The organism is Pseudomonas sp. BSw22131, assembly GCF_026810445.1.
Classification (GTDB): domain Bacteria; phylum Pseudomonadota; class Gammaproteobacteria; order Pseudomonadales; family Pseudomonadaceae; genus Aquipseudomonas; species Aquipseudomonas huanghezhanensis.
On record NZ_CP113949.1, the window covers coordinates 633,059 to 657,401 of the forward strand.

A 24,343-nucleotide genomic window follows, 5' to 3' on the forward strand; every position below is an offset into this window, starting at 1 on the left:
CTTGCACGTTAGGGGTGCCAATTACCCAGCATGCGGCCGTCGGCGCCCTAAAACAGCGCATTGCTTATGGCTGGTTACATTTTAAAAAGCATGAGGTGCAACTAATTTTGAGCGAAAGGTTGCACCTGCTTTGGGTAGTTGACTAGGATGCGCGGCCTCGGTCTGCACAGAATCGGGCATCCCATAACAACAAGCCAAAGGCGTAAGCAATGAGTGTCAGTAACCCCACATTGATCACCTTTGTGATCTATATCGCGGCGATGGTCCTGATCGGACTTATGGCCTATCGCTCTACAAACAATCTCTCGGATTACATTCTTGGCGGCCGCAGCCTTGGCAGCGTCGTCACCGCACTGTCGGCAGGCGCTTCGGACATGAGCGGCTGGCTGTTGATGGGCTTGCCCGGCGCGATTTATCTCTCGGGTCTGTCGGAAAGCTGGATCGCCATCGGGTTGATCGTCGGCGCCTATCTGAACTGGCTGTTCGTTGCGGGTCGGTTGCGAGTGCAGACCGAGCACAATGGCGACGCTCTGACATTGCCGGACTATTTCTCCAGCCGCTTTGAAGACACCAGCGGCTTGCTTCGGGTCATATCGGCCATCGTTATTCTGGTGTTCTTCACCATTTATTGTGCGTCCGGGATTGTCGCCGGCGCGCGACTGTTCGAAAGCACCTTCGGCATGTCCTATGAAACAGCCTTGTGGGCCGGTGCTGCAGCGACCATTGCCTACACATTCATTGGTGGTTTTCTGGCAGTCAGCTGGACCGATACCGTACAGGCCACGCTGATGATCTTCGCGCTGATCCTTACGCCCATCATTGTGCTGCTGGCAACCGGCGGCATCGACACAACCTTCCTGGCCATTGAGGCCAACGACCCATCCAACTTCGACATGCTCAAGAACACTAGCTTCATTGGCATTGTGTCCCTGCTGGGCTGGGGCTTGGGATACTTTGGTCAGCCGCACATTCTGGCGCGTTTCATGGCCGCCGACTCGGTAAGGTCCATTGCCAAGGCACGGCGCATTTCCATGGCCTGGATGATCCTCTGCCTTGGCGGGACAGTCGCCGTTGGCTTTTTCGGGATTGCCTACTTTTCGGCGCACCCGGAGCTGGCAGCGCCGGTGACTGAGAACCACGAACGAGTGTTCATTGAGCTGGCGAAAATCCTGTTCAACCCCTGGATTGCGGGCGTGTTGCTGTCGGCCATTCTGGCAGCCGTGATGAGTACCCTGAGTTGCCAGTTGCTGGTCTGCTCCAGTGCGCTGACCGAAGACTTCTACAAGGCTTTCCTGCGCAAGGGCGCCTCTCAGCGCGAGCTGGTGTGGGTCGGTCGTGCGATGGTCTTGCTGGTGGCGTTGATCGCAATTGCGCTCGCCGCCAACCCGGAAAATCGTGTGTTGGGCCTCGTAAGTTACGCCTGGGCGGGTTTCGGTGCAGCTTTCGGTCCGGTGGTTCTGATTTCAGTGCTCTGGAAAGGCATGACTCGCAACGGCGCCCTGGCGGGCATTCTGGTGGGTGCCATCACCGTGGTGGTGTGGAAGCATTTCGAGGTCATGGGGCTTTACGAAATCATCCCTGGCTTTATCTTCGCCAGCATCGCCATCGTAGTGTTCAGCGTGATGGGCAAGCGCCCTTCGGCTGATATGCATGCGAGGTTCGAAGCCGCAGAGAAAGAGTACAAAGCGGCTTAACCCTTGGCGTCGCCCAGGCTGCAAATCAAGAAGGCCCGCCCTCGCAAGAGGTGCGGGCCTTCTTGTGTCATGTCTTATTGTGGTCGATGTCCAGATTGAAGAACGTCGCTTTGCCGCCTTCGCTGGTGTAGCCGGTGTTGTCCTGGGTGTAGACGCCAGCTTTGAAGTACAGCGGCTTGACCTGCCAGGTTTCGCTGATCCGCTCATGCCAGTTCATGTTGTGCGCAGTCACATTCAACATGCCGCCAGGGCTCAGGCGGATGATGTAGTTGAAAGTCTCGTTGAGCGGTATATCTTCGGCGACGGTGAAGACGCGGCTTTTTTTGTCGTTGGGATGGAAACGCACCTTGGCGACGATGTTCCCGGACCCGGTAGCGTTCTTGTACTGATACTCCACTTTGAGCAGCGGTTGAGTACTCTCGTAGGCGTGGATCTGCCCAATCACGACTTTCCCTGAAGAGGGCACCTGATTGACCTGAAGCTTGGCGTTCAGGTAGTTGTCGGCATCCGGGTAGAACCAGTTGTGCAGTTCACCGTTGGACCAGGTTTCCCGAAGCTCGCTTCGGGGGTAAATGGCGTTAGCGGTTTTGCTGCCCGTCACCGGCGACCAGAAGACAATCGAAGACGATCCGGATTTGAAATACTTGCCGTCGTAGCCTTTCAGAAGTTGCTTTGTTTCGACTGTCGCGGGGGGCGAGCCCACGGGAATACTCAAATTCCAGGATCCTAAATCAATCATGTTTTATGCGTCCGATATGTCTCATTGCCAGCAATCGCGTCTGGCGCAAGGGTTTGAGGGGCGTTTCTTATACGATTCATGAACGACTTTGTTAATGGAATTCCGTCCGGTGAATGCAGTCACACAGCCAACGCTCTACCTCGCGAACTGTCTGACCGGCGTCTGTAGGCTACTGACCGTTAGTCGGGCCGTTAGATATTTCTTGATGGCCTAACGATACCTGCCTTCTCTTTTCTCCAGAGAGGACTAGAGTGAAAGCCATTCGGATCATGGGTGGAGCCCGTTCCCGGGCATCAGTAACGAATGAGTAGCAGCATGGAACGCGTGCAATCACAGCCAGTGGCTGGCAAGTCTGTTTTGTTGGTCGTCGATGACTATCCAGAAAACCTGGTCACCATGCGCGCAGTACTGCAGCGCCAGGACTGGGAAATCGTAACGGCCAGTTCGGGAATGGAAGCGCTAGGCCTGCTCCTTGACGTCGAGATAGATCTGGTCCTGCTCGACGTGCAAATGCCCGGCATGGATGGATTCGAAGTGGCGCGCTTGATGCGCGGCAGCCAGCGGACCCGCCTCACTCCTATCATTTTCCTCACTGCCAACGAGCATTCCCGGGACGCCGTCCACAAGGGTTATGCCAATGGTGCGGTGGATTACCTTTTCAAGCCGTTCGACCCCCATGTTCTGAAGCCTAAAGTGCAGGCGCTCCTTGAGCATCAGGCCAACCGCCGTGCGTTGCAGAAACTCGGACGTGAGCTTGAAGCCGCCCGCGCGTTCAACGCCTCGGTGCTGGCCAATGTTGCGGAAGGCATTCTGGTGGTCGATGAGGGCGGCTTGATCAGTTTCGCCAACCCGGCAGTCTGTCGTCTGCTGGGATGACGGATGGCGAGTTGCGCGGAACTCAGTTGATCGGTTACCTGCAAGAGCCAAGCTTCGCTGAATGGACTGACTCCGGGTTTTATCATCACTATCGTCGGTCAGATACGTACCGGGTTCACGACGCGATCATGCGCTCGGCAGAGGGGCGCCAAGTGCCTGTTGCGCTTTCCTGCGCGCCATTACCCGGCGAGCAGAAAGCCATGGTGCTGAGCATCCTCGACATGTCGGTGGTGCGTGATCTGTATCGACAGCTCGAAAAGCAGGCCGTCACGGACGCACTGACCGGGCTGCTCAATCGCCGTGGTTTTTATCAGGCGGTCGAAGGCATGCTCCTGCGAAAAGAGCACCCCGGCAAGTACCTCGTGGTGTTGTACCTGGACCTCGACGGCTTCAAGCACGTCAACGACTCCCTCGGCCACGATGCCGGGGATCAGGTGTTGCTATGGGTCGCCGAACAGTTGAAAGACAGCCTTCGCCCTTACGATGTGCTTGCGCGCATGGGCGGCGATGAGTTTGTGGTAGTGATCGACGGTCTCGATTATCCCGAACACGCAGCCAAAGTGGCTGAAAAGTTGATTGAACGGATTTCGGTGCGTCGGCAGATAGAGGGCATGGAGGCCACCTTGGGTGCGAGCATCGGGATAGCCGTTCACCCTGATTGCGGGCTGAACCTCGATGCGCTGCTGCGTGCGGCAGACATCGCGATGTACGAGGCCAAGCGCGCAGGCCGTCAGCAGTATCGTTTTTACGACCAGGACATGAACGGGCGCGCACGCTCACGGCTGATGCTTGAAGAGAGCGTGCGTACGGCCATCGATGGCAAAGACTTCACGATGGTCTATCAGCCTCAGGTTCGCGTTGATGGCAGTATCCGCGGCTTCGAGGCGCTGCTGCGCTGGCAGCATCCGGCTGCCGGCGATGTGCCGCCAGGCGTGTTCATCCCGTTGCTCGAAGAAACCCGCCTGATCAACAAGCTGGGCGGCTGGATTTTCGACCAGAGCGCCGCCCAGCGTCAGCGCTGGAGCGAGGCGTTTGGGGACACGCTGGTGGTGAGCATCAGCATCAGCCCCGCGCAGTTCAGCATGCCTAACCTGGCGGCTGAACTGCAGCGTGCGATTCATAATCATGGGTTGCATCCGCGTCAGCTTGAGATCGAAATCACCGAGCCGTCGCTGGTTCACAATCTTGCTCACAGTCGCAAACAGTTGCAGAGCCTGCACGACATTGGCGTGCGGGTGTCGCTGGACGATTTTGGCTCCGGCGAGTGTTCGCTTACTCACCTGCGTAATCTGGATCTGGACACCCTCAAACTTGATCGCCATTTTATCGCCGGGCTGCTGGGTTCAACCCGCGAAATGGCCGTCGCCCGCAGTATTATCGAGTTGTGTCGTCAGCTGGATATCGAGGTGATCGCCGAAGGCGTGGAAACCATCGAGCAGTATTGCTGGCTGGTCGACAACGGGTGTCAGGTGATTCAGGGCTTTCTGCTCGGCCACCCGATGACGCCGGACGATGCGCTGCGCTTTGTCGATGCGGTGGTCATGCCCGTGGATCCGCTGCTGATCAGCCGTACCTAACCCTGTAAACTCGGTGTTTTCGGTTATCTGATACCCACATGAGCTCACCCACCCTGATCCCCCTGAAATACTTGCAGGCCTACCCGCCTGGCCTGCAAGAGCAAGTGCGGCAGATGATTGCGCAGGACAAGCTGGGCGATTACCTGGAGCAGCGCTATCCGGGCCGTCATGAAGTGCAAAGCGACAAGGCTCTTTACGCGTACGCGTTGTCTCTCAAGCAGGAGTTTCTTCGCAACGCGCCACCTATCGACAAAGTGCTGTTTGATAACCGTCTGGATCTCACTCATCGGGCGCTCGGCCTGCATACGACGATTTCACGCATTCAGGGCGGCAAGCTCAAGGCCAAGAAAGAGATTCGAGTCGCCTCGTTGTTCAAGGACGCGGCGCCCGAGTTTTTGAAGATGATCGTCGTGCACGAGCTGGCCCATTTCAAGGAATCGGATCACAATAAAGCGTTCTACAACCTCTGCGAGCACATGCAGCCTGGTTATCACCAGCTTGAGTTTGATCTGCGCGTCTATCTGACGTGGCGGGATATGCAGGCATCGGGCAAATAACGAAAAAACTGACAGACAAGGATCGTGACGATGGACGTCAGCAAGACCAAAAGCAGTTTTTACCGCCGACTGTACGTGGCGTATTTGATCGACAGTCAACTTGCGAGCAGTGTGCCAGCCCTGACGGATGTCACCGGTATGCCGCGCCGTACCGCACAGGACACCATCGCCGCGCTCGGGGATCTGGATATTGTCTGTGAGTTCGAACAACTCGATGGCGCGCGTAACCATGCCGGCTGTTATCAGATTCGTGATTGGGGCGCGATAGACAAGCATTGGATAGCCGCTAATCTTGCGCAGATCAAGACTGTCCTGGGCTATCCCTGAGCCCGCAGGCCCGCCGAGTCAATCCAGATCACGGCGCATGCCAATGTGTTCGATGCCGTCTTCGACGTAGATATCCCCCACCGCGTTAAAGCCGTAACGGCTGTAATAGCCCTGCAAATGTGCCTGAGCCGAGAGATACATCGGTTGATCGGGCCATTTGCGCTCGGCGTGATCCATTGCCTGCACCATCAACTCGTGCCCCATGCCTTTGTTGCGCATTGATGGCGCAGTCACAACGCGGCCAATGGTGACATCGCCGTTTTGCTGGATCGGATCGAGCAGACGTAAATAGGCGACCAGCTGATCGTTTTGCCAGGCCATCAAATGGCAAGTGTCGCCCTGCAAATCCTGACCATCCACATCCAGATACCAGCACTTCTGCTCCACCACGAATACCTGCGCACGCAATTGCAGAATGGCGTAGAGCTGCTCTTTATTGAGTTCGGTATGGTGTTTGCAAATCCAGTTGATTGACATGACGCGGGCTCGTAATAGAAATCCATGCCGGATACTAAACGCTTAATGCCGTTGAGCCCAAGCGGGTATTCGAGACGCCCAGCATTGGCTCGCGAGCGGAAATCAGGGGCGCTCATTTTAGTGAACGGCTCCACAAAACATTGGATTCTTATCGATTGTGCAAAGGGCGGAATGGGTCTTCAATGAAAGTGGCTTGATATCTGCGCATGTCGACAGAACCCTACGCTGACCGCTCTGCGAAACCGGGATCGCTCTACGCTCGAACCAGGGACACGACGCCACGCAATCAGGCGTCGCAATAATAACGGGCTGTTGTTTGCCTTAGGAGCTTGAGCATGCCGCGTTTGCTTCGAGCCATTGGGTTGCTGGGCTTAATGTGGGTAGCCCACGCAGGGGCAGTAGATAAGTTGCGCATGGCTGGCGATGCCTGGGCGCCTTATGCAGATGTATCTCTTCTCAAGGGGGGATTGGCAACGGATTTGATCAGCACTGCGCTCAGCCGCGCAGGCTATGCCACCGAATATGAGCAAGTCCCGTGGGCGCGCGCCGTTCACGGGTTGAGCGAAGGCCGGTACGACATTCTGATCAACGCGTGGTACAGCGATGATCGCACCCGCATTGGCCAGTTTTCTGCCGATTACCTGATCAACAGACTTCGATTCATCAAGCGCAAAAACTCAACGCTCGATTTCCAGAACCTCCCTCAACTGCATTCGCATTCCATCGCAGTCGTGCGCGGCTACGCGTATTCCCCCGCTTTCGATAACGACCCTGAATTGAAAAAAATCCCCGTGGCGAACTTCTCCACTGCCGTGCGCATGTTGGCTGCGGGCCGTGTTGAGCTGACCGTGGAGGATGAATATGCCGCACGGTTTGCCCTGAGCCACGAGTCCCCGGATGTACAGGACAATGTGGAATTTCTGCCGACCTCGTTAGCCGAGAACACGCTGCATATTCTGGTCAGCCTGAAGAACCCTGAGCACGACAAGATCGTCGCCCGTTTCGATCAGGAAATCGCCGCGATGAAGGCTGACGGCACCTACGCCGCACTCTTTAAGTTGCACGGTCTGTGAGGTCGGTCGGCACCTTTTCAGGAGCTTTGATCAAATGCGCCGCGAGGGTGCGCAGCGGTCCGAGTTGGCGACAGATCAGCGCCAGTTGCGTCTGAACCAGCCGCTGACCTTCGTCGAGCTCTTCTGGCATTTGCTCGAGTTCGGCTGCGAGGGCTTCTTCGGCATCGCTTTGAATGGCCACCGGCTGCCGGCTCGCCAGACTCTGCGCAATTTCATCGATGCTGCGGGCAAGACTGGCCCCCGCGCCCTCAATCAACTGCTCACGCACTTCGGCGGGCAATGACGCTTCGCGGTGTGCGCCCAAGCCGGACAGGTAGCTGAGCAGCGTGTGCGACAACACCAGAAAACGGAAACCCACGTCTGCTTCTTTACGGAAATGCCCCGGCTCCATCAGCATGTTCGCCAGTGTGGTCGACAGCGCAGCGTCTGCGTTGTGAGCGTTACGGCGGGCAAGGCGATACGCGAGGTCATCGCTTTTGCCTTGCGCGTATTGCTGCATGATCTGGCGCAGGTAAATGCTGTTGCAGGTCAGCGTATTGGCCAGCACCTTGTTCAGGCGCCGGCCCTGCCAATCCGGCAGGAACAGGAACACCGCCAGGCCCGCAATCAAACTGCCCAGCAAGGTGTCCAGCAGGCGCGGCAGGAACAAGCCATAACCGTCGCCCACCTGATTGAAGCAGAACAGAATCATGACCGTGATCGCCGCTGTCGAGAGCGTGTAGCGCGTGGTGCGATTGACGAAGAACACAACGCCTGCGATCACCGCACACATCGACTGCAGAATGGGCGATGTGACCACATCGAACAGCACCCAGCCAATGGTCAGGCCGATGGCTGTACCGATAATGCGCTGACCCAGTTTGCGCCGCGTCGCGCCGTAGCTTGGCTGGCAGACAAAGACCGTGGTGAGGATGATCCAATAACCCTGCGACGGGTGAATCAGGTGCACGGTGAGGTAGCCGATGACCAACGCCAGCGGCAGGCGCAAGGCATGGCGAAACAGCAGCGAGGTCGGCGTCAGTTGCAAACGCAATCGGGTCCAGACGTCCTTGAAGTTGCGCGGCGAGCGATCCAGCAGACTGCTGTCGCTGGCGTCGGCCAGGGCGTCGGGGTTACTGGCGTCACTGAGTAGCCGGTCCAGCGTGCCGAGGTTGTTCGCCAGTGCGCGCAGTGAACGCAGCAACCCCCGCCATGCCGGATTGCTCTGGATGCGCAGGTGCTCGAGTGAGGCATGCAGGTCATTGAGTGCATGGGCAAAGCTGTCGTCGTAGATAAACGGCTGACGCAACTGAATCGAGACCGATAAATCGCGACAGGCCGTGCCCTGCTGGCGCAGCAGGCGCTGACAACGGAACAGCACGTCGCTGTGGAAAAACGCTTCGGCCAGCGAGTTGTAAGGATAGTGCGAGGAGCTTGCGCGCTCGTGAACGTCCTGTGCCAGAAAGTACAGCTTGAGGTAGCGACTGACTTTCGAGCCCGGTCGGCCATTGCCTACGCGGTTAAGGATGATTTCCTTGGTGGAGTTCAGCGCGGCCACGACCTTGCCGTTTTGCTTGGCCAAATCCAGGCGGCGCGCTTCCACGTCCAGTGTGCGGATCGGTTCGAACAGTTCGGACTTTATCTTCAGGTACAAGCCCAACTCGCGGAACAAACGGGCGAGGGCTTGCTGCACCGGCTGGTTGGAAAACAGCATTTGCCACAGCACCGACAGCAGGCCGTACCAGGCCGCCCCTGCCACCAGCAGCATGGGTTCGTGCCAGAAGTCAGTGACTTCGCCGCCGCGCTGATCGACCCCGATCATGGTGTAGACCGACAGGATCAACGTGCCGTAGGCAATGGCGCCGTAGCGTTCGCCCAGCGCGCCGAGCATCGTCAGGCAAAAGGCTGCCATGGCCAGCGAACAGACAAATAGAACGGGGTAGGGGAACAACAATTCGACTGACATTGCAGCGATGCTGAAACACACCAGGGTCACGGCCAGGGCATTGAGGCGACCCTGCCAGCTGTCATCGGTTTCAGAAAGCGCACAGGCGATAATCCCGAGGAACAGCGGGATCAATTGCTTCATCTCGCCCTGATACCAGCACAGCGCCATGCTGCCGGTCAGCGCGATAAACACCCTTACGCTGTAGCTGAACTTGTCCAGCGCCCATAGACGGCGGAAGGAATTACGCAACGATTTAGATTTCGATGCCATGTGAGCGCTGACGGCCTTGTTCGCGATTAAACGATTTGCACTGACGGATATGTACAGCGATCAACGGGGGCTGTACATCCGGCAGGTGAAATTTATTCCGTAACTGCGGCTAACGCACAACTCCTGTAGGAGCGAATTTATTCGCGAGAGGCCGGTGAGTCAGACGCCTTTTTTTCGGCCATGGCTACGTATCGCGAATAAATTCGCTCCTACAGATTTTTGTCGTGTCACACGAACTGAGCAGCCGCATAGCCCGAGGCCCAGGCCCACTGAAAATTGAAACCGCCCAGATGCCCGCTGACGTCCAGCACTTCTCCCACGAAATACAGGCCTGGCGATTTCAGCGACTCCATGGTCTTGGAAGAAACTTCCCGCGTATCGATGCCGCCGAGGGTTACTTCTGCGGTGCGATAGCCTTCAGTCCCCGCCGGTACAACCTTCCAGCTCGCCAGCGCGTCAGTGATATCGGCGAGTTCAGCGTGGGTGTACTGCTTCATGGGTTTTGAAACGAACCAGTGCTCGGCAATCAGGTTGGCCATCTTCTTGGTGAAGATTTCCCCCAGCAGGGTTTTCAGTTCGCTGTTTGGCCGTTCGCTCTGTTGCTCGGCGAGCCAGCCCGGCACGTCATGGTCCGGCATCAGGTTGATTTCAACCGCGTCGCCAGGTTGCCAGAACGATGAGATCTGCAGAATGGCCGGGCCACTGAGACCGCGATGGGTGAACAGGATGTTTTCCCGGAAGCTTTCGTCGTTGCAGCTGACCAGGCAATCCACCGATGTGCCGGACAACTCCGTGCACAGTTCCTTGAGCTGGTCGGTGATGGTAAACGGCACCAGCCCCGCCCGTGTTGGCAGCAAGGCGTGACCGAACTGCTTGCCTACTTGATAACCGAAGCCGGTTGCCCCCAAGGTCGGGATTGAAAGACCGCCGGTGGCGATCACCAGCGATTCACAACGGATGCTGCCCAGGGTGGTCTGCAACTGATAGCCCGTGTCGACTTTCTCGATGTGCTGGACGGAGGTGTCCATGTGCAGTTGCACGCCAGCCTGTTCGCACTCGTCGAGCAGCAGTCCGAGAATGTCGCTGGACTTTTTGTCGCAGAACAGTTGGCCGAGTTTTTTCTCGTGATACGGCACGCCGTGTTTGGCCACCAGCTCGATGAAATCCCACTGGGTGTAACGCGCCAGGGCCGATTTGCAGAAGTGCGGGTTCTGCGAAAGGAAGTTGCCCGGCTCGCTGTACATGTTGGTGAAGTTGCAGCGCCCGCCACCGGACATGAGTATCTTCTTGCCGGGCTTGTTCGCGTGATCGATCAACATCACCCTGCGGCCACGATTGGCGGCGGTGAAGGCACACATCAAACCTGCGGCGCCTGCGCCAATGATCACAACGTCAGTAACGGGCAAAGCGGTGTCCTCGGGTATAAACAGTCCAGGGGGTGGCGATGAACCTGTATGAGCGCGCTTGCCCGCGATTGCGGTGGTTCAGTAAGACATTCATCCCCTGACACACCGCCCTCGCGGACAAGCGCGCGCCTACAGAGGCAGCGGCGGGTTTTAGAGAATCCGCACGCGCAGCGACTTGCCCTTGATCTTGCCGTTGTTCAAACGCTCAAGCGCCTGTTTGGCCATGCTGCGTTCGACGGCGACGTACGCCTGGAAGTCGAAGATCGCGATCTTGCCCACTTGAGTGCCAGGAATGCCCGCCTCACCGGTCAACGCACCCAGAATGTCGCCAGGGCGCAGTTTGTCCTTGCGGCCCGAACCGATGCACAAGGTGGTCATCGGTGGCAGCAACTTGCCGCCCTCGGTGCGCGTGAGGTTGTCGTATTGCTGCCAGTTGAGCGGGGCCTTTTGCAATTCTTCGACCGCGCGCGCGCGCTGGCTTTCGGACGGCGCCACCAGGCTGACAGCGATGCCGGTTTCCCCTGCGCGACCGGTACGGCCCACGCGGTGGATGTGGATTTCCGAGTCCCGCGCCAGTTCGACGTTGAGCACCATATCCAGCGCGTCGATGTCCAGGCCGCGAGCGGCTACGTCAGTCGCCACCAGCACCGAGGTGCTGCGGTTGGCAAACATCGCCAGCACTTGATCGCGATCACGCTGTTCGAGGTCGCCATGCAGGCCGACGGCCGACATGCCTTTGGCAGTCAGGTGATCGACCACTTCCTGCACCTGCTGTTTGGTAAAGCAGAACGCCACACACGATTGCGGGCGGAAGTGATCGAGCACTTTCACCACGGCTTCGAGGCGTTGCTCAGGGGAGATTTCGTAGAAGATCTGTTCGATCTGGCTGTCAGCGTGCAGCGCCTCGACCTTGACGGTCTGCGGGTCGCGCATGAACTTGGACGACAGCTGCTTGATGCCGACCGGGTAGGTAGCCGAGAACAGCAGGGTCTGACGGCGTGTCGGGGTCTGCTCGATGATGTCGGCGATGGAGTCGTAAAAACCCATGTCGAGCATGCGGTCCGCTTCGTCCAGCACCAGCGTGTTCAAGCCATCCAGTACCAGCGAACCCTTGCGCAGGTGTTGCTGGATCCGGCCCGGTGTGCCGACGATGACGTGTGCGCCGTGCTCCAGTGAGCCGATCTGTGGGCCGAAAGACACGCCGCCGCACAGGGTCAGGACTTTGATATTGTCTTCGGAACGCGCCAGACGGCGGATTTCCTTGGCCACCTGGTCAGCCAGTTCGCGGGTTGGGCAAAGGACCAGCGCCTGACAGCCGAAATAGCGAGGGTTGATGGGGTTGAGCAGGCCGATGCCGAACGCTGCGGTCTTGCCGCTGCCGGTCTTGGCCTGAGCGATCAGGTCCATGCCCTTGAGAATCACCGGCAGGCTCTGCGCCTGAATCGGCGTCATCTCGGCATAACCAAGGGACTCCAGGTTAGCCAGCATGGCGGCGGAAAGGGGCAAGGTATTGAACGCGGTGTTAGTCACAAGAGTGAGCCTGCAAAACAAAATGTCGCGCAGTGTATCAGGTCAGGGCCCCTGCCTTGGGACCGCTGGCGATAAATGGCACGTGTCACGCAGAGAACCTCTGTAGGAGCGAATTTATTCGCGAGACCTCTGCATGGGCGATAGAGGTGGATCGTCCTTAATGGCCCCTCGCGAAGGAATTCGCTCCTGCAGATTTCCGATCAGGCCTCGACTTCAGGCTCCGGCTGCGGTTTGCGCGGTGGGTTCTCAGGCGTGACCCGAGGCGACAGTTGCAAGAAGATCGTCGCCGCGAGCATCGCCAGTACACCCACGCACAGGAACGTCAGTTGAAACGCGCCCAACAGACTGCTGACTTCCCCCGTCGCCACGTCGTCGGTGAAGCCGCCGAGCAGCGCCGCTGCGCACGCGACGCCCAGGCTTAGCGACAACTGCGCCACCACCGACAACAGGCTGTTGCCACTGGCCGCGCTGGCGTCGTCGAGATCGATCAGCGTCACGGCGTTCATCGCCGAAAACTGCAACGAGTTGACGCCGCCCAGCAGCGCCAGATGGATCAGTAGCATCCAGTACGGCGTCTCGGCACTTACCAGCGCCATGCTCGCCAGCAATATCCCCAGCAGCAGCGTATTGCCCGTCAGCACCACCCGATAACCCAGACGCTCGATGGCGCGAGTGGCCAGCGGCTTGGCGAACATGGCCGCCAGCGCTAGCGGGATCATGCTCATCCCTGCGTGGGACGGGGAATAACCCAGCGCCACTTGCAGCATCAACGGCACCAAAAACGGCAACGCGCCACTGCCCAGACGGGCGAACAGGTTGCCCATGATGCCTACGGCAAAGCTGCGGGTCTTGAACAACGAGGCCGAGAACAGGGGGTGATCCACATGGCTGGCCCGTAACCAGTACGCGGCGAGGCACGCCAGGCCGCCGAACAACAGCATCACCACGCGCAGGTGCGGCAGGTGCAGCTCGCCCAAGCCCTCAAGGGCAATGGTAATCAGCACCAAAGATGCGCCGAACAGCAGGAAGCCTACCCTATCGAAGCGCGTATGCCCGCCGCCCTGCAAATCCGGGATGAATTTGCGCACGGCAAAACAACCCAGAACCCCGACCGGAATATTGATCAGGAAAATCCAGTGCCAGCTCAGGTATTCCACCAGCCAGCCGCCCACCGTCGGCCCCATCAAAGGCCCCAGCAGCGCGGGCATGGTGATGAAACTCAAGGTACGTACCAGCTCGGTTCGCGGGTAAGCACGCAGGACGATCAGGCGTCCGACGGGCATCATCAAGGCGCCGCCCAGACCTTGTATTACCCGCGCCGCCACCAGCATGCTCAATGAGTTGGCCAGCGCGCACAGCAACGAGCCAAAGCTGAACAGGAGGATGGCGCTGAAGAAGATGCGTTTGATCCCGAAACGGTCGGAAATCCAGCCGGATGCCGGAATCAGCAAAGCGATGGTCAGCATGTAGGCGATGATTACCGACTGCATGCGCAGTGGGTCTTCGGACAACGAACGTGCCATGGAGGGTAGGGCGGTGTTGAGGATCGTGCCGTCCAGGCTCTGCATGAAAAACGCGATGGCGATGACCCAAGGCATCCAGCGCAGGGTTTTGGCGTCCAGCTGCGGCGCTGTGGTCGGCATGTGCGGCGTGGGTCCTTTTGATTTAACAGGATGATGCGATGTGTAGGAGCGCGCTTGCCCGCGAATAGGCCCGTACATCCGACACAGGGGGCGTCTGACCGAAAGCCTTCGCGGGCAAGCCTCGCTCCAACAAGGGCAGGCGTTACAGCGTCAACGTCAGTTTGCTGATCAACGCGCCGGGCAACAGGTTGGAACTCGTGTCGCGCTGACTGTAGGTACTTGTCGACAGAATCAGTTCCCTCTCTGTCGTCAATTCTTCCAGCGCGCTGCCCAGCAGACTGAACACGCTGTCGTCGAAACGCATGGTGCTGACGGGCGCGATGATCTTGCCGTCTTCAACCCAGAATGTCGCAAAGCGGGTCATCCCGGTCATGCGGCCCGCGCTGCGGTCGGAGAAATTGAGGTACCACAGATTGCTGATGTACAGGCCGGTGCCCAGCCGTTGCAGCACATCGTTCAGTGCCAGCGAACCCGCCTTCATGCTCAGTGCACTCGGTGATTCCCCCCAACCTGCGCCGTTGGCCGCGAGTCCGTATTCCGCAGCGCTGCGTGATCCCACCAACTGATCGCGGGCCGCGCCTTCAACCACCATCGACAGGTCCGAGCGCGGATAGCCCTCGCCAGAGAACGCCGGTGACAACGAACCGCTCACTTGCTCGTCCAGGCTCACCTGCGGGCTCAGCTGCATCTCACCGCTGTACAGCCGCTGAAGCGGGCTGGTCTTGTCGGCCAGCGACTGCGCCGAAAAACCACCCCAACCCAGCATGCCGATGATTTCCTCCAGCGCCGAGGGCGCCAGATAAGCGCGGTATTGCCCTGGCGCCAACGTGTGGGCGGGACGTCCGAGGAAAGCCAGTTGCTCCCGGGCCAGCTTGAAACGCCGCGCGAAGCCTTCGTCGCTCCAGTCGTGTCCGGCGTAGTTGGCTTTAACGGCCTGACCGTTCTCGTGAAACAGGCTCCAGTCGACGTTGAAACTGTTGGCCTGATGCCAGCCCAGCGCACCGTTGGAACTCGCAAACCCTCGGTACAACGGCCCAGCAGCGTAAATGCCGACCAGGTCCAGCCCTGCGCCCAGTTGAGCGATTTGCTGCACCACGTGGTCGCTGTCCGGCAAAGCCTGGTCCTGAACGTGCGTGCTCTGCCAGTCGTCCTCATTGAGCAGCAGGTAAGGATCTTCCGGCAGCAATGTCAGGGTTTCACGCAGTTGATTCAGGGCTTCGGACACGCGCTGTCGATCTACCTCTTCGTCCCCTGATAGCGTCAGGTTGAGATTGGCGTGCCTTCCGTCATCGATCAGCTTGAAATTTACACTCGCCTGCTGCACGTGCCCGGCCTGGCGAACTTTGGCGTGATTGAAACGGATGAAGTCCGACTCTTCGGCGTTGTAGCTCAGGGTGAAGCGTTCCTGCGGCGAGATTGCACTATGCAGCCAGTCAACCAGTGCTTTGAATTGAGCGTGATGAGACATCAGGCGTCACCTCCGAATACATCGACATGGGAGAACACGCAGGCGGGCGATGCATGCCCGACGCGCACTACCTGATTGGGTTCGCCTTTGCCGCAGTTCGGCGTGCCCAGCACTTTGAACGTGCTGGCATCGCCGACGGCACTGAGGTTGCGCCAGAACTGCGCCGAGATGGCGCGGTAGTTCGGGTTTTTCACCACGCCTTTAAGCTCGCCGTTCTCGATCAACTGACCCCATTCGCAGCCGAACTGGAATTTGTTGCGTGCGTCATCAATGGACCATGAGCTGTTGGTGCTCATCAGGATGCCGTGTTCGATGCGGCCGATCAGTTGATCCATCGACTGGTCGCCAGGCTCGATGTTGAGATTGGCCATGCGATCAATCGGTGCCCGGTTCCAGCTGCACGCCCGGCTGTTGGCGACACCGTCCATGCCGGCGCGAAATTGCGACAGCGCACCGCCCAGTGGCCGGACCAGCACGCCCTCCCTGATCAGAAATTGCTTGCTGGCTTCGGTGCCATCGTCGTCGTAGCCGTAACTTGCCAGCTGCTCGGGGATGTCCGGGTCGAAGGTCACGTTCAGGAGCTTCGAGCCGTATTGCAGCGTGCCGAAGTCGCTGGCTTTGACGAAGCTGGTGCCCGCGTAATTGCGCTCGTCGCCAAGAATGCGGTCCAGCTCCAGCGGGTGGCCGATGGACTCATGGATTTGCAGGGTCATCTGGTCGGGCGTCAGCAGCAGGTCGCGCGGGCCGGAGGGCGTGTTGGGCGCCATGATCAGTTGCAGCGCCTGATCGGCGACCATTGCCGCAGCGCCGACGATCCCACAGTTGGCGATGACTTCTGCGCCGCCTTGCTGGCCGAAGTTTTCACGGCCCAGGCTGCGCGTCTGACTGTCGTGGCCGTCGTAGGCGGTGACGCTGAGGTCCGGGAACACATAGCGCTGCGCCTGTCGAATCTCGGCCCCCGCGCTGTTCAGGTAAATCTGTTCGACGCTTTCCAGGCCCAGGCTGACTTGCCAGTTGACCAGACGCTCGTCCTTGGGCACGGCTGCCGATTCGGCGCCGAGCAGGGCGTAGCAATCGCTCAGCGACGGGAAGGCTTGGGTCATGTTGGGTGAGAGGTAATCGGCGCGACCCTCGGAGACGCGTTGTTCACTGAGGTCGAGCAAGGCGTGAGGTGCCAACAGGCGAGCCTGGGTTTCTGCGTGTTCCAGTGCCGCCTGCAGGCCGCGCTGGGAAATATCGTGAGTGGCGGCGTACGTCTCGACGCCATTTATGCGCACGGTGAGCATTGCGCCTTCGTCGATGCTCAAGTGAGGCGGCGCGGCAATGTTTTTGCGCACTGACAGATGCTGGCTGGTTTGTTTGACGTAACGCAGCGAGAAAAACTGGGCACTGCTCTGCAGCGCGGCGAACCGCTGCTTGAGTTGAGCGGAAAAATCGAACATGCAGAGCGGCTCCTTATCAGGGGGCGGTCAGCTCGGCGTTGGCTGAGCTGACGTCAGCGCGAGCATGCTCCCTCCCACAGGAAATCTTCGTTGCTTGGGGCATAGGCAGATGAAGACGGCCGTGTGAGGGTGTTACTCGCGAATAGTGTGGTGCGGCTTTTAGAGTGGGCAACCCTTGGCGCGCAGGATGGCGTCGAAACGATCCGAGTCCAGCGTGCCAGCTTCAATCCCGGCCAGCGTGGCTTTTTCGCGGGCCAGCAGGTCATGGCAGCGGATCAGCAGTTCAGGCAGCTCCGAGCGTGCGGCTGCAACGACGCCGTCGCCGTCACCGATCATCAGGTCGCCCGGCATTACCAGCATGCCAGCACACGAAATCGGCACGTTGATCTCGCCACCGCCGTCGGTGCTCGGGCCACGGTGTACGCCGCCGATGGCATAAACCGGCAGTTCACCGGTCAGCCACTCGTCCAGGTCGCGGATCGCGCCGTTGATGACGATGCCGACGATACCGGCTTTCAGGGCCATGGCGCGCATGATGCCGCCGAACACGGCGCGCGTCAGGTCGGCACTGCCGTCAATGACCAGCACATCACCTGGACGGGCCATTTGCATGGCTTTGAGGATCATCAGATTGTCGCCCGGACGCACGCGGACAGTCAGCGCGCTGCCGAGCATCGGGGCGTTGCCGTGGAATGATTTGAGGCCCAGACCGCCGACGTTTCGGCCCAGACAATCGCTGACTGCGGCGGCGGGGATTTTGCTGAATTCCTTTAACCACTTCGGGTCCAGAAGCTCTGCGTTAGGGTTGATCAGGTACCCGGTGGGCCATTTGCTCGAAGAAACGACATCAAACATGGAAAAGCCTCGTGGCCAGTCAGTACCGGCGTGTCGATGGAACGGGGAGGTTAAACGATTGTGCTGGGCGCTAGATTAGGCCTGCGCCCGAACAGCGGCAAGCTTCCAGCAGGGGAGACGGGGGGAAGGTGATACGCAAGCCGCCTCGCCAACAGGGCGAGGCGGTTCGTATGGCTTTTACTGTGCGGTACGGCTGACTTCACGCATCGGCTTGCTGCGCGCAGGTTTGTCACCCGCTACGAAGTAGTCGGCCGTGCTGCGTGGCAGCGGTGCGCGGCCACGGATCTTGTCGGCGATTTTCTCGGCAATCATGATCGTTGGCGCATTGAGGTTGCCCGTCGTGATCAGCGGCATGATCGAGGCATCGATCACACGCAGGCTGTGAATGCCATGCACACGACCCTGACCATCGACTACAGACATCTCGTCGGTGCCCATCTTGCACGAGCACGACGGGTGATAAGCCGTCTCGGCATGTTCACGCACGAACTTGTCCAGTTGCTCGTCAGACTGCACGTCGATACCCGGGCTGATTTCACGACCGCGGTACTTGTCCAGCGCCGGCTGTTGCATGATCTCGCGGGTCAGGCGGATGCCGTCGCGAAACTCCTGCCAATCCTGCTCGCTGGCCATGTAGTTGAAGAGGATGCTCGGGTACTCGCGCGGGTTCTTCGATTTGACCTGCACGCGACCACGGCTTGGCGAACGCATGGAACCCACGTGCGCCTGAAAACCATGTTCCTGCACGCCTTTGCTGCCGTTGTAATTAATCGCAACCGGCAGGAAATGGTACTGAATGTTCGGCCACTCGAACTCTTCGCGTGAACGGATAAAACCGCCGGCTTCGAACTGATTGCTGGCGCCAATGCCTTTGCCGAGGAACATCCACTCTGCGCCGATGGCAGGCTGGTTCCACCACAGCAGCGATGGGTACAGCGAGATCGGCTCCTTGCAGGCGTACTGCAAGTACATCTCAAGGTGGTCCTGAAGGTTTTCGCCCACACCTGGCAGGTCGTGAACCACCGGGATATCCAGTTTTTTCAGGACTTCGGCCGGGCCGACGCCGGAGCGTTGCAGGATCTGTGGCGAGGCGATTGCACCACCGCACAGCAGGACTTCCTTGCGCGCCTTGGCTTCGATGCGTGCGTCGCTGTCGCCGACCATATAAGCGACGCCGACTGCGCGCTTGCCGTCGAACAGAATGCGGTCGGTCAAAGCATGGGTGACGATAGTCAGCGTCGTGCGCTTTTTGGCCTCATCCAGATAACCACGCGCGGTGCTGGCGCGGCGGCCAAACGGCGTGACAGTTCGGTCCATAGGGCCGAAGCCTTCTTGCTGGTAGCCGTTCAGGTCGTCGGTGCGCGGGTAGCCAGCCTGTACGCCGGCTTCAACCATCGCTGCGAACAGCGGATTGTTACCCGCTTTAGGCGTGGTCACGCTGACCGGACCTTCGCCGCCGTGGTAGTCGTTGGCGCCGATGTCACGGATTTCAGCTTTGCGGAAATACGGCAGGCAATCGAGGTAGCCCCAGTCTTCCAGGCCAGGATTTTTTGCCCAGCCGTCGTAGTCCATTGCGTTGCCACGGATGTAGCACATGCCGTTGATCAGCGATGAGCCACCCAGGCCCTTGCCGCGACCACATTCCATGCGACGGTTGTTCATGTGTGGTTCAGGCTCTGTTTCATAGGCCCAGTTGTAGCGGCGGCCTTGCAGCGGAAATGCCAGGGCAGCAGGCATTTGGGTGCGGAAGTCTGCGCGATAGTCCGGGCCGCCGGCTTCAAGCAACAGCACGGTGACGCCTGCGTCTTCGGTGAGACGGGCTGCCAGGGTATTACCGGCCGAACCTGCGCCGATGATGATGTAGTCGTAAGTCGAATTCGTGGTGCTCATGGAGAGCTCCTTTTAAAGCGGCAAGCTCCAGGCTTCAAGCTGCAAGTAAGAGCGGCGAAGTGGCGTTTGCGGAATGGGTTTGTGGCGGCAAACTGCTGTTGCTCTGGCTTCTACTTGAAGCTTGCAGCTTGCCGCTTGTATCTCTTCAGAAAACTGACGCGTATTCACCCAGCTCAACCTGTACGGACTTGATCCGGGTGTATTGCGCCAGTGAGCTGATGCCGTTTTCACGTCCTACACCTGACTGCTTGTAACCGCCGACAGGCATTTCTGCGGCCGACTCGCCCCAGGCATTGATCCAGCAAATGCCAGCTTCCAGTTGATGGATTACACGGTGAGCGCGGTTGAGGTCTTTGGTCACCACGCCAGCGGCCAGACCCATTTCGGTGTCGTTGGCGCGGCGGATCACTTCTTCTTCGCTGTCGTAGCTGAGAATGCTCATGACCGGGCCAAAGATCTCTTCTTTGACGATGGTCATCTCATCGGTGCAGTCGGTGAAGACGGTCGGAGCGACGAAAGCGCCTTTTGCGAATTCGCCTTCGGTCAGGCGTTCTCCGCCGATCAGTACGCGGGCGCCTTCTTCCTTGCCCTTGGCGATATAGCCCAGGACGCTTTCCATGTGCGCGAAGCTCACCAGCGGGCCGAAGTTGATGTTTTCATCTTCCGGGTTGCCTGCACGAATGCGCTTTACGCGCTCGACGATTTTGGCTTCGAACTCGGCTTTCAATGCGCTTGGGATGAACACGCGGGTGCCGTTGGTGCACACCTGGCCCGAGCTGTAGAAGTTGGCCATCATCGCGATGTCGGCGGCGCGATCCAGATCGGCGTCGTCAAAAATGATCAGCGGTGACTTGCCGCCCAGCTCCATGGTCACTTCTTTGAGCGAGGAACTGGAGGCGCTGGCCATCACTTTCTTACCGGTGTTGACGCCACCTGTGAACGAGATCTTCTCGATGCGTGGGTGCTCGGTCAGCCAGCTGCCGACTTCGCTGCCAGCACCGGTCAACACATTGAACACGCCATCCGGCAGGCCGGCCTCAGTGTAGATTTCAGCCAGTTTCAAGGTGGTCAGGGAGGTGACTTCGCTCGGTTTGAAAATCATCGCGTTGCCCGCAGCGAGTGCTGGCGCTGATTTCCACAAAGCGATCTGGATCGGATAGTTCCACGCGCCGATGCCGACGGTCACGCCCAAAGGCTCGCGGCGGGTGTACACGAACGATGAAGTGCGCAGCGGAATCTGCTCGCCTTCGATGGCAGGCACCAGGCCTGCGTAATACTCAAGTACGTCTGCGCCGGTAACGATGTCGACGTATTTGGTTTCGGAAATGGATTTGCCGGTGTCCAGAGTTTCCAGCGCAGCCAGCTCATCGTTGCGCTCGCGCAGGATGTCGACGGCGCGGCGCAGGATGCGTGAACGCTCCATGGCGGTCATGGCAGCCCAGACTTTCTGGCCTTTTTCAGCACTGGTGACGGCGCGTTCGACGTCTTCTTGAGTAGCACGCTGGATGTGGGCGAGTACTTCACCGTTCGCCGGGTTGATGGCTTCGAAAGTGGCATCGCTGCTGGCGTCGACGTAACCACCGTCAATGTAGAGTTTTTGCAGTTCGAAACGGGCCATAAAATCCTCGGTAATCTTTGATGTGGGCTGGATTCGACTGCGCTGCGCGCGGTGTCGATCAGTCTCCAGCATGTGGCGTGAGCGCTTCAGCGCGCTGCTTTCGCCAGTTGGAAATCCATGTATTCGTATGCAATCTGTTGCGCTTGTTCAGTGTCGAACGCATCGCCTGACAAGGCGCCCCGCAACCACAAACCGTCGATCAGGGCAGCCATGCCGCGCGCTGCATTTCGGGCTTCGTCCAAGGTGAGCACGCGGCGAAAATGGCAGCACAGGTTCGAATACAGGCGGTGATCGTTTATACGTTGCAGCCTGTGCAATGAAGGCTGATGCATGCTGCTAGCCCAGAAGGCCAACCAGGTTTTCATTGCCGGGCCATTGACCTGGCTGGCGTCGAAGTTGCCCTCGATGATCACTTTCAAATGCGCCCGTGGGCTGTCATCTGTCAGTGCCTGCCTGCGTTTGGCAACGTTGACGATCAATACGTTCATCAGGTGCCGCATCGTCGCTGCAATCAGGCCGTTTTTGTCCTGGAAATAGTGACTGATGATGCCGTTTGAGACGCCCGCCAGCTTTGCAATCAGAGCAATACTTGCATCTCCCATCCCAACCTGATCGACGGCTGAAAGCGTCGCGTGGATCAGCTGTTGACGACGGATGGGTTGCATACCGACTTTGGGCATTGATCGACTCCTGGTCTCGTCGGGGATGTTCTATGACGACTGAAAAACGACAAACACCCTAACAATTTTTTATTGAACGATCAATCAACAAAAGCCTAAAGGCGATGAACTGCAGCTGAAAGCTTCAAGCTTTAAGACCCAAGAAACGGCGAGGTATTTTAGGTAATTGAGGAACTGTAGGAGCGCGCTTGCCCGCGATAACGTTGTGTCAGCCGGCGAATTCGTCACTGAAAAACGGCAATCGCGGGCAAGCGCGCTCCTGCACCGTTTACCCTAAATTCTTGCCGAGCAACGCGTGATACAGCTCGCTGTCGCCCAGAATCCCGACAACGCGGTTGTCTTCCTGCAACACCAGCTTGTGGCCGGTCTGGTAACGAATCTGCAAAGCGTCACGCATACCGATGTCGGAATGCACCACCGTCGGACGGCGATCAAGGGTGTCCATCGCCTGGCCAGGTGCCCAGTTCTGCAAATCGAACTGTGCGCCGTTCTGCCGTGCGCCAGTGATCGTATTACCCTCGGCGAGGTCCAGCCAGGAGTCGCCGCCCGGGTCCAGGCACACCGAGCCGTTGACCCGCGTGCAGTTGTCGACCGTGCGCATCAGGCTGCGCCCGCAGAGTACGTTCAGCGGGTTGGTGTGCGCGACGAAGGTGCGCACGTAATCGTCCGCCGGGTTAAGCACGATCTCCTCAGGCACGCTGTACTGAATGATCCGGCCGTCTTTCATAATCGCAATACGACTGCCGAGCTTGAGGGCTTCGTCGAGGTCGTGGCTGACGAAGACGATGGTTTTGGCGAGCTTCTTTTGCAGGTCGAGCAATTCGTCCTGAAGCCCTTGACGAATCAGCGGATCGAGCGCGGAAAACGGCTCATCCATCAACAGAATGTCAGCATCCATGGCCAGCGCTCGCGCCAGACCCACACGCTGCTGCATGCCGCCGGACAGCTCATCGGGTTTCTTGTTGCGCCATTGGGTCAGGCCCACCAGCTCCAGCTTCTCGTCCACCAGCCTGCGCCGTTCCTTCTCGGGACGGCCCTGCATTTCCAGGCCGAAACTGATGTTCTCGCGCACCGTCAGCCAAGGCATCAGTGCGAACTTCTGGAACACCATTGCGATGCGCTTGGTGCGCATCATCTTCAGTTCGGCGGGTGTGCAGTTGGCGATGTTGATCTGCGAGCCTTCATGCTCGACGAACAGCGAACCCCGGCTCACGGTGTTAAGGCCGTTGATGCAGCGCAGAAGGCTTGATTTGCCCGAACCGGACAAGCCCATCAGAACGCAGATCTCACCTTTTTCAACGGTGAGCGAGGCTTTCTCGACACCGACGATCTGGCCGGTTTTCTTCAGGATCTGTTCGCGGTTAAGACCTTGATCCAGCAGCTTGAGGGCTTCGCGAGGGTCTTTGGAGAAAATAACGTCGACGTTTTCAAAATTGATAATGCTCATGCGTCCCCCTTGACCTGTGCGTCAGGTTGTTTGCAGATACGGTCGAGCATGATTGCCAGCAATACGATCGCAAGGCCTGCTTCAAAGCCCAGGGCGATATCAGCAGTGTTCAGTGCGTTGACCACGGGTTTGCCCAGGCCGTCGGCGCCGACCAGTGCTGCGATCACGACCATCGACAACGACAACATGATGCATTGGGTGATGCCGGCGGCGATGCTCGGCATGGCGTGGGGCAGTTCGATGCGTGAGAGCAACTGACGACGCGAGCAGCCGAATGCTTTGCCGGCGTCGAGTAATTCTTGGGGCACGTCGCGGATGCCCAGGTAGGTCAGGCGAATGGGTGCAGCAATCGCAAACACGACTGTCGAAATCAGACCCGGTACTACGCCCAGACCAAAGAGGGTCAGGGTCGGAATCAGGTAAACGAAAGTAGGAACGGTCTGCATCAGGTCGAGAACCGGACGCATGATTGTGTAGAACATCGGCTTGTGCGCGGCAATGATGCCCAGCGGTACGCCGATCACCACGCACACCGCGGTGGCGAACAGCACCTGCGCCAGCGTTTCCATGGTCTCCACCCAGTAGCCCAGGTTCAGGATCAGCAGGAAGGAGGCGATGACGAACACCGTCAAGCCCCATTTGCGCTGGATAAAGTGAGCGAGCAGAGCGATCAGGCCGATCAATACAAAGGGGTTGAACCACGTCAAGCCGAAGGTCAGGCCATGAATCATGGTTTCCAGCGACAACGCGATTGCGTCGAAGGTGCTGGCGCCATGTTGGGTCAGCCATTCGACGAAGGCCGCGATGTACTGGCCCAAGGGGATTTTGTGATCAGTCAGCATGGTAT

The 24,343-nt window shown here is 58.7% G+C and carries 18 protein-coding genes and 1 pseudogene; 5 read left to right on the forward strand and 14 right to left on the reverse strand.

The window, feature by feature from the left end; genetic code table 11:
- The first annotated feature begins 209 nt into the window (after nt 1-209).
- Nucleotides 210-1,694, forward strand: coding sequence for a sodium/proline symporter PutP (gene putP / locus OYW20_RS02840; protein ID WP_268799226.1), 1,485 nt, complete (start codon nt 210-212; stop codon nt 1,692-1,694).
- Between the two features lie 67 nt (nt 1,695-1,761).
- Here putP and OYW20_RS02845 read toward each other — a convergent pair whose 3' ends face one another.
- Entirely contained in the window at nt 1,762-2,433 is a 672-nt protein-coding gene (locus OYW20_RS02845; RefSeq protein ID WP_268799227.1) for a polysaccharide lyase family 7 protein, read from the reverse strand.
- Nucleotides 2,434-2,748: 315 nt separating this feature from the next.
- On the opposite strand from OYW20_RS02845, the pseudogene OYW20_RS02850 reads away from it, so the two are divergent.
- The 3 genes and pseudogenes from OYW20_RS02850 (at nt 2,749) to OYW20_RS02860 (ending at nt 5,770) form a co-directional block, all read left to right on the forward strand.
- Nucleotides 2,749-4,886: pseudogene (locus tag OYW20_RS02850) on the forward strand (putative bifunctional diguanylate cyclase/phosphodiesterase).
- A gap of 53 nt (nt 4,887-4,939) precedes the next feature.
- The gene (locus tag OYW20_RS02855) at nt 4,940-5,443 is read left to right on the forward strand and encodes a M48 metallopeptidase family protein (RefSeq protein ID WP_268801024.1); all 504 of its coding nucleotides are present in this window, start codon (nt 4,940-4,942) and stop codon (nt 5,441-5,443) included.
- A gap of 30 nt (nt 5,444-5,473) precedes the next feature.
- Entirely contained in the window at nt 5,474-5,770 is a 297-nt protein-coding gene (locus OYW20_RS02860; protein ID WP_268799228.1) for a winged helix-turn-helix domain-containing protein, read from the forward strand.
- Between the two features lie 18 nt (nt 5,771-5,788).
- Here the strand turns inward: OYW20_RS02860 and OYW20_RS02865 are convergent, their stop codons facing one another.
- On the reverse strand, nt 5,789-6,247 hold the full coding sequence (locus OYW20_RS02865; protein ID WP_268799229.1) for a GNAT family N-acetyltransferase: 459 nt from the start codon (nt 6,245-6,247) through the stop codon (nt 5,789-5,791).
- Between the two features lie 335 nt (nt 6,248-6,582).
- Here OYW20_RS02865 and OYW20_RS02870 point away from each other — a divergent pair, with 335 nt between their 5' ends.
- Entirely contained in the window at nt 6,583-7,320 is a 738-nt protein-coding gene (locus tag OYW20_RS02870; protein WP_268799230.1) for a substrate-binding periplasmic protein, read from the forward strand.
- On the opposite strand, the gene yccS is transcribed toward OYW20_RS02870, so the two are convergent.
- From yccS to choW, 12 genes are all read right to left on the reverse strand, one after another.
- Nucleotides 7,301-9,517, reverse strand: coding sequence for a YccS family putative transporter (yccS, locus tag OYW20_RS02875; protein ID WP_268799231.1), 2,217 nt, complete (start codon nt 9,515-9,517; stop codon nt 7,301-7,303). The two genes, OYW20_RS02870 and yccS, sit on opposite strands and share 20 nt — an antisense overlap.
- Nucleotides 9,518-9,744: 227 nt before the next feature.
- Nucleotides 9,745-10,923 (reverse strand): BaiN/RdsA family NAD(P)/FAD-dependent oxidoreductase, encoded by a 1,179-nt coding sequence (locus tag OYW20_RS02880; protein ID WP_268799232.1) that lies wholly within the window; start codon nt 10,921-10,923, stop codon nt 9,745-9,747.
- A 150-nt stretch (nt 10,924-11,073) separates the two neighbouring features.
- Nucleotides 11,074-12,453, reverse strand: coding sequence for an ATP-dependent RNA helicase DbpA (gene dbpA, locus OYW20_RS02885; protein ID WP_268799233.1), 1,380 nt, complete (start codon nt 12,451-12,453; stop codon nt 11,074-11,076).
- 200 nt (nt 12,454-12,653) lie between these two features.
- Nucleotides 12,654-14,096 (reverse strand): multidrug transporter subunit MdtD, encoded by a 1,443-nt coding sequence (gene mdtD / locus OYW20_RS02890; protein ID WP_268799234.1) that lies wholly within the window; start codon nt 14,094-14,096, stop codon nt 12,654-12,656.
- Between the two features lie 142 nt (nt 14,097-14,238).
- A complete protein-coding gene (locus tag OYW20_RS02895) occupies nt 14,239-15,564 on the reverse strand; it encodes a TldD/PmbA family protein (RefSeq protein ID WP_268799235.1) in 1,326 nt (441 codons plus the stop codon).
- Nucleotides 15,564-17,006, reverse strand: coding sequence for a TldD/PmbA family protein (locus tag OYW20_RS02900; protein WP_268799236.1), 1,443 nt, complete (start codon nt 17,004-17,006; stop codon nt 15,564-15,566). Before OYW20_RS02900 ends, OYW20_RS02895 begins: the two co-directional genes overlap by 1 nt.
- Before the next feature lie 159 nt (nt 17,007-17,165).
- Complete coding sequence (locus OYW20_RS02905; protein WP_268799237.1) at nt 17,166-17,861, reverse strand: RraA family protein; 696 nt, start codon at nt 17,859-17,861, stop codon at nt 17,166-17,168.
- Between the two features lie 177 nt (nt 17,862-18,038).
- Entirely contained in the window at nt 18,039-19,751 is a 1,713-nt protein-coding gene (gene betA / locus OYW20_RS02910; RefSeq protein ID WP_268799238.1) for a choline dehydrogenase, read from the reverse strand.
- Nucleotides 19,752-19,896: 145 nt separating this feature from the next.
- On the reverse strand, nt 19,897-21,369 hold the full coding sequence (betB, locus tag OYW20_RS02915) for a betaine-aldehyde dehydrogenase (RefSeq protein WP_268799239.1): 1,473 nt from the start codon (nt 21,367-21,369) through the stop codon (nt 19,897-19,899).
- An 86-nt stretch (nt 21,370-21,455) separates the two neighbouring features.
- The gene (betI, locus tag OYW20_RS02920; RefSeq protein WP_268799240.1) at nt 21,456-22,049 is read right to left on the reverse strand and encodes a transcriptional regulator BetI; all 594 of its coding nucleotides are present in this window, start codon (nt 22,047-22,049) and stop codon (nt 21,456-21,458) included.
- A gap of 268 nt (nt 22,050-22,317) precedes the next feature.
- Nucleotides 22,318-23,496, reverse strand: a complete 1,179-nt coding sequence (gene choV / locus OYW20_RS02925; RefSeq protein WP_268799241.1) for a choline ABC transporter ATP-binding protein — start codon at nt 23,494-23,496, stop codon at nt 22,318-22,320.
- Nucleotides 23,493-24,338, reverse strand: a complete 846-nt coding sequence (gene choW / locus OYW20_RS02930) for a choline ABC transporter permease subunit (protein ID WP_268799242.1) — start codon at nt 24,336-24,338, stop codon at nt 23,493-23,495. The genes choV and choW overlap by 4 nt, the downstream gene beginning before the upstream one ends.
- Nucleotides 24,339-24,343: the final 5 nt, after the last annotated feature.

Excerpts from the sequence above, each read along its gene's own strand:
- putP (WP_268799226.1), top strand. The coding sequence starts at position 210 with ATGAGTGTCAGTAACCCCACATTGATCACCTTTGTGATCTATATCGCG.
- OYW20_RS02845 (WP_268799227.1), bottom strand. The coding sequence starts at position 2,433 with ATGATTGATTTAGGATCCTGGAATTTGAGTATTCCCGTGGGCTCGCCC.
- OYW20_RS02860 (WP_268799228.1), top strand. The coding sequence starts at position 5,474 with ATGGACGTCAGCAAGACCAAAAGCAGTTTTTACCGCCGACTGTACGTG.
- OYW20_RS02865 (WP_268799229.1), bottom strand. The coding sequence starts at position 6,247 with ATGTCAATCAACTGGATTTGCAAACACCATACCGAACTCAATAAAGAG.
- OYW20_RS02870 (WP_268799230.1), top strand. The coding sequence starts at position 6,583 with ATGCCGCGTTTGCTTCGAGCCATTGGGTTGCTGGGCTTAATGTGGGTA.
- yccS (WP_268799231.1), bottom strand. The coding sequence starts at position 9,517 with ATGGCATCGAAATCTAAATCGTTGCGTAATTCCTTCCGCCGTCTATGG.
- mdtD (WP_268799234.1), bottom strand. The coding sequence starts at position 14,096 with ATGCCGACCACAGCGCCGCAGCTGGACGCCAAAACCCTGCGCTGGATG.
- OYW20_RS02895 (WP_268799235.1), bottom strand. The coding sequence starts at position 15,564 with ATGTCTCATCACGCTCAATTCAAAGCACTGGTTGACTGGCTGCATAGT.
- OYW20_RS02900 (WP_268799236.1), bottom strand. The coding sequence starts at position 17,006 with ATGTTCGATTTTTCCGCTCAACTCAAGCAGCGGTTCGCCGCGCTGCAG.
- OYW20_RS02905 (WP_268799237.1), bottom strand. The coding sequence starts at position 17,861 with ATGTTTGATGTCGTTTCTTCGAGCAAATGGCCCACCGGGTACCTGATC.
- betA (WP_268799238.1), bottom strand. The coding sequence starts at position 19,751 with ATGAGCACCACGAATTCGACTTACGACTACATCATCATCGGCGCAGGT.
- betB (WP_268799239.1), bottom strand. The coding sequence starts at position 21,369 with ATGGCCCGTTTCGAACTGCAAAAACTCTACATTGACGGTGGTTACGTC.
- betI (WP_268799240.1), bottom strand. The coding sequence starts at position 22,049 with ATGCCCAAAGTCGGTATGCAACCCATCCGTCGTCAACAGCTGATCCAC.
- choV (WP_268799241.1), bottom strand. The coding sequence starts at position 23,496 with ATGAGCATTATCAATTTTGAAAACGTCGACGTTATTTTCTCCAAAGAC.
- choW (WP_268799242.1), bottom strand. The coding sequence starts at position 24,338 with ATGCTGACTGATCACAAAATCCCCTTGGGCCAGTACATCGCGGCCTTC.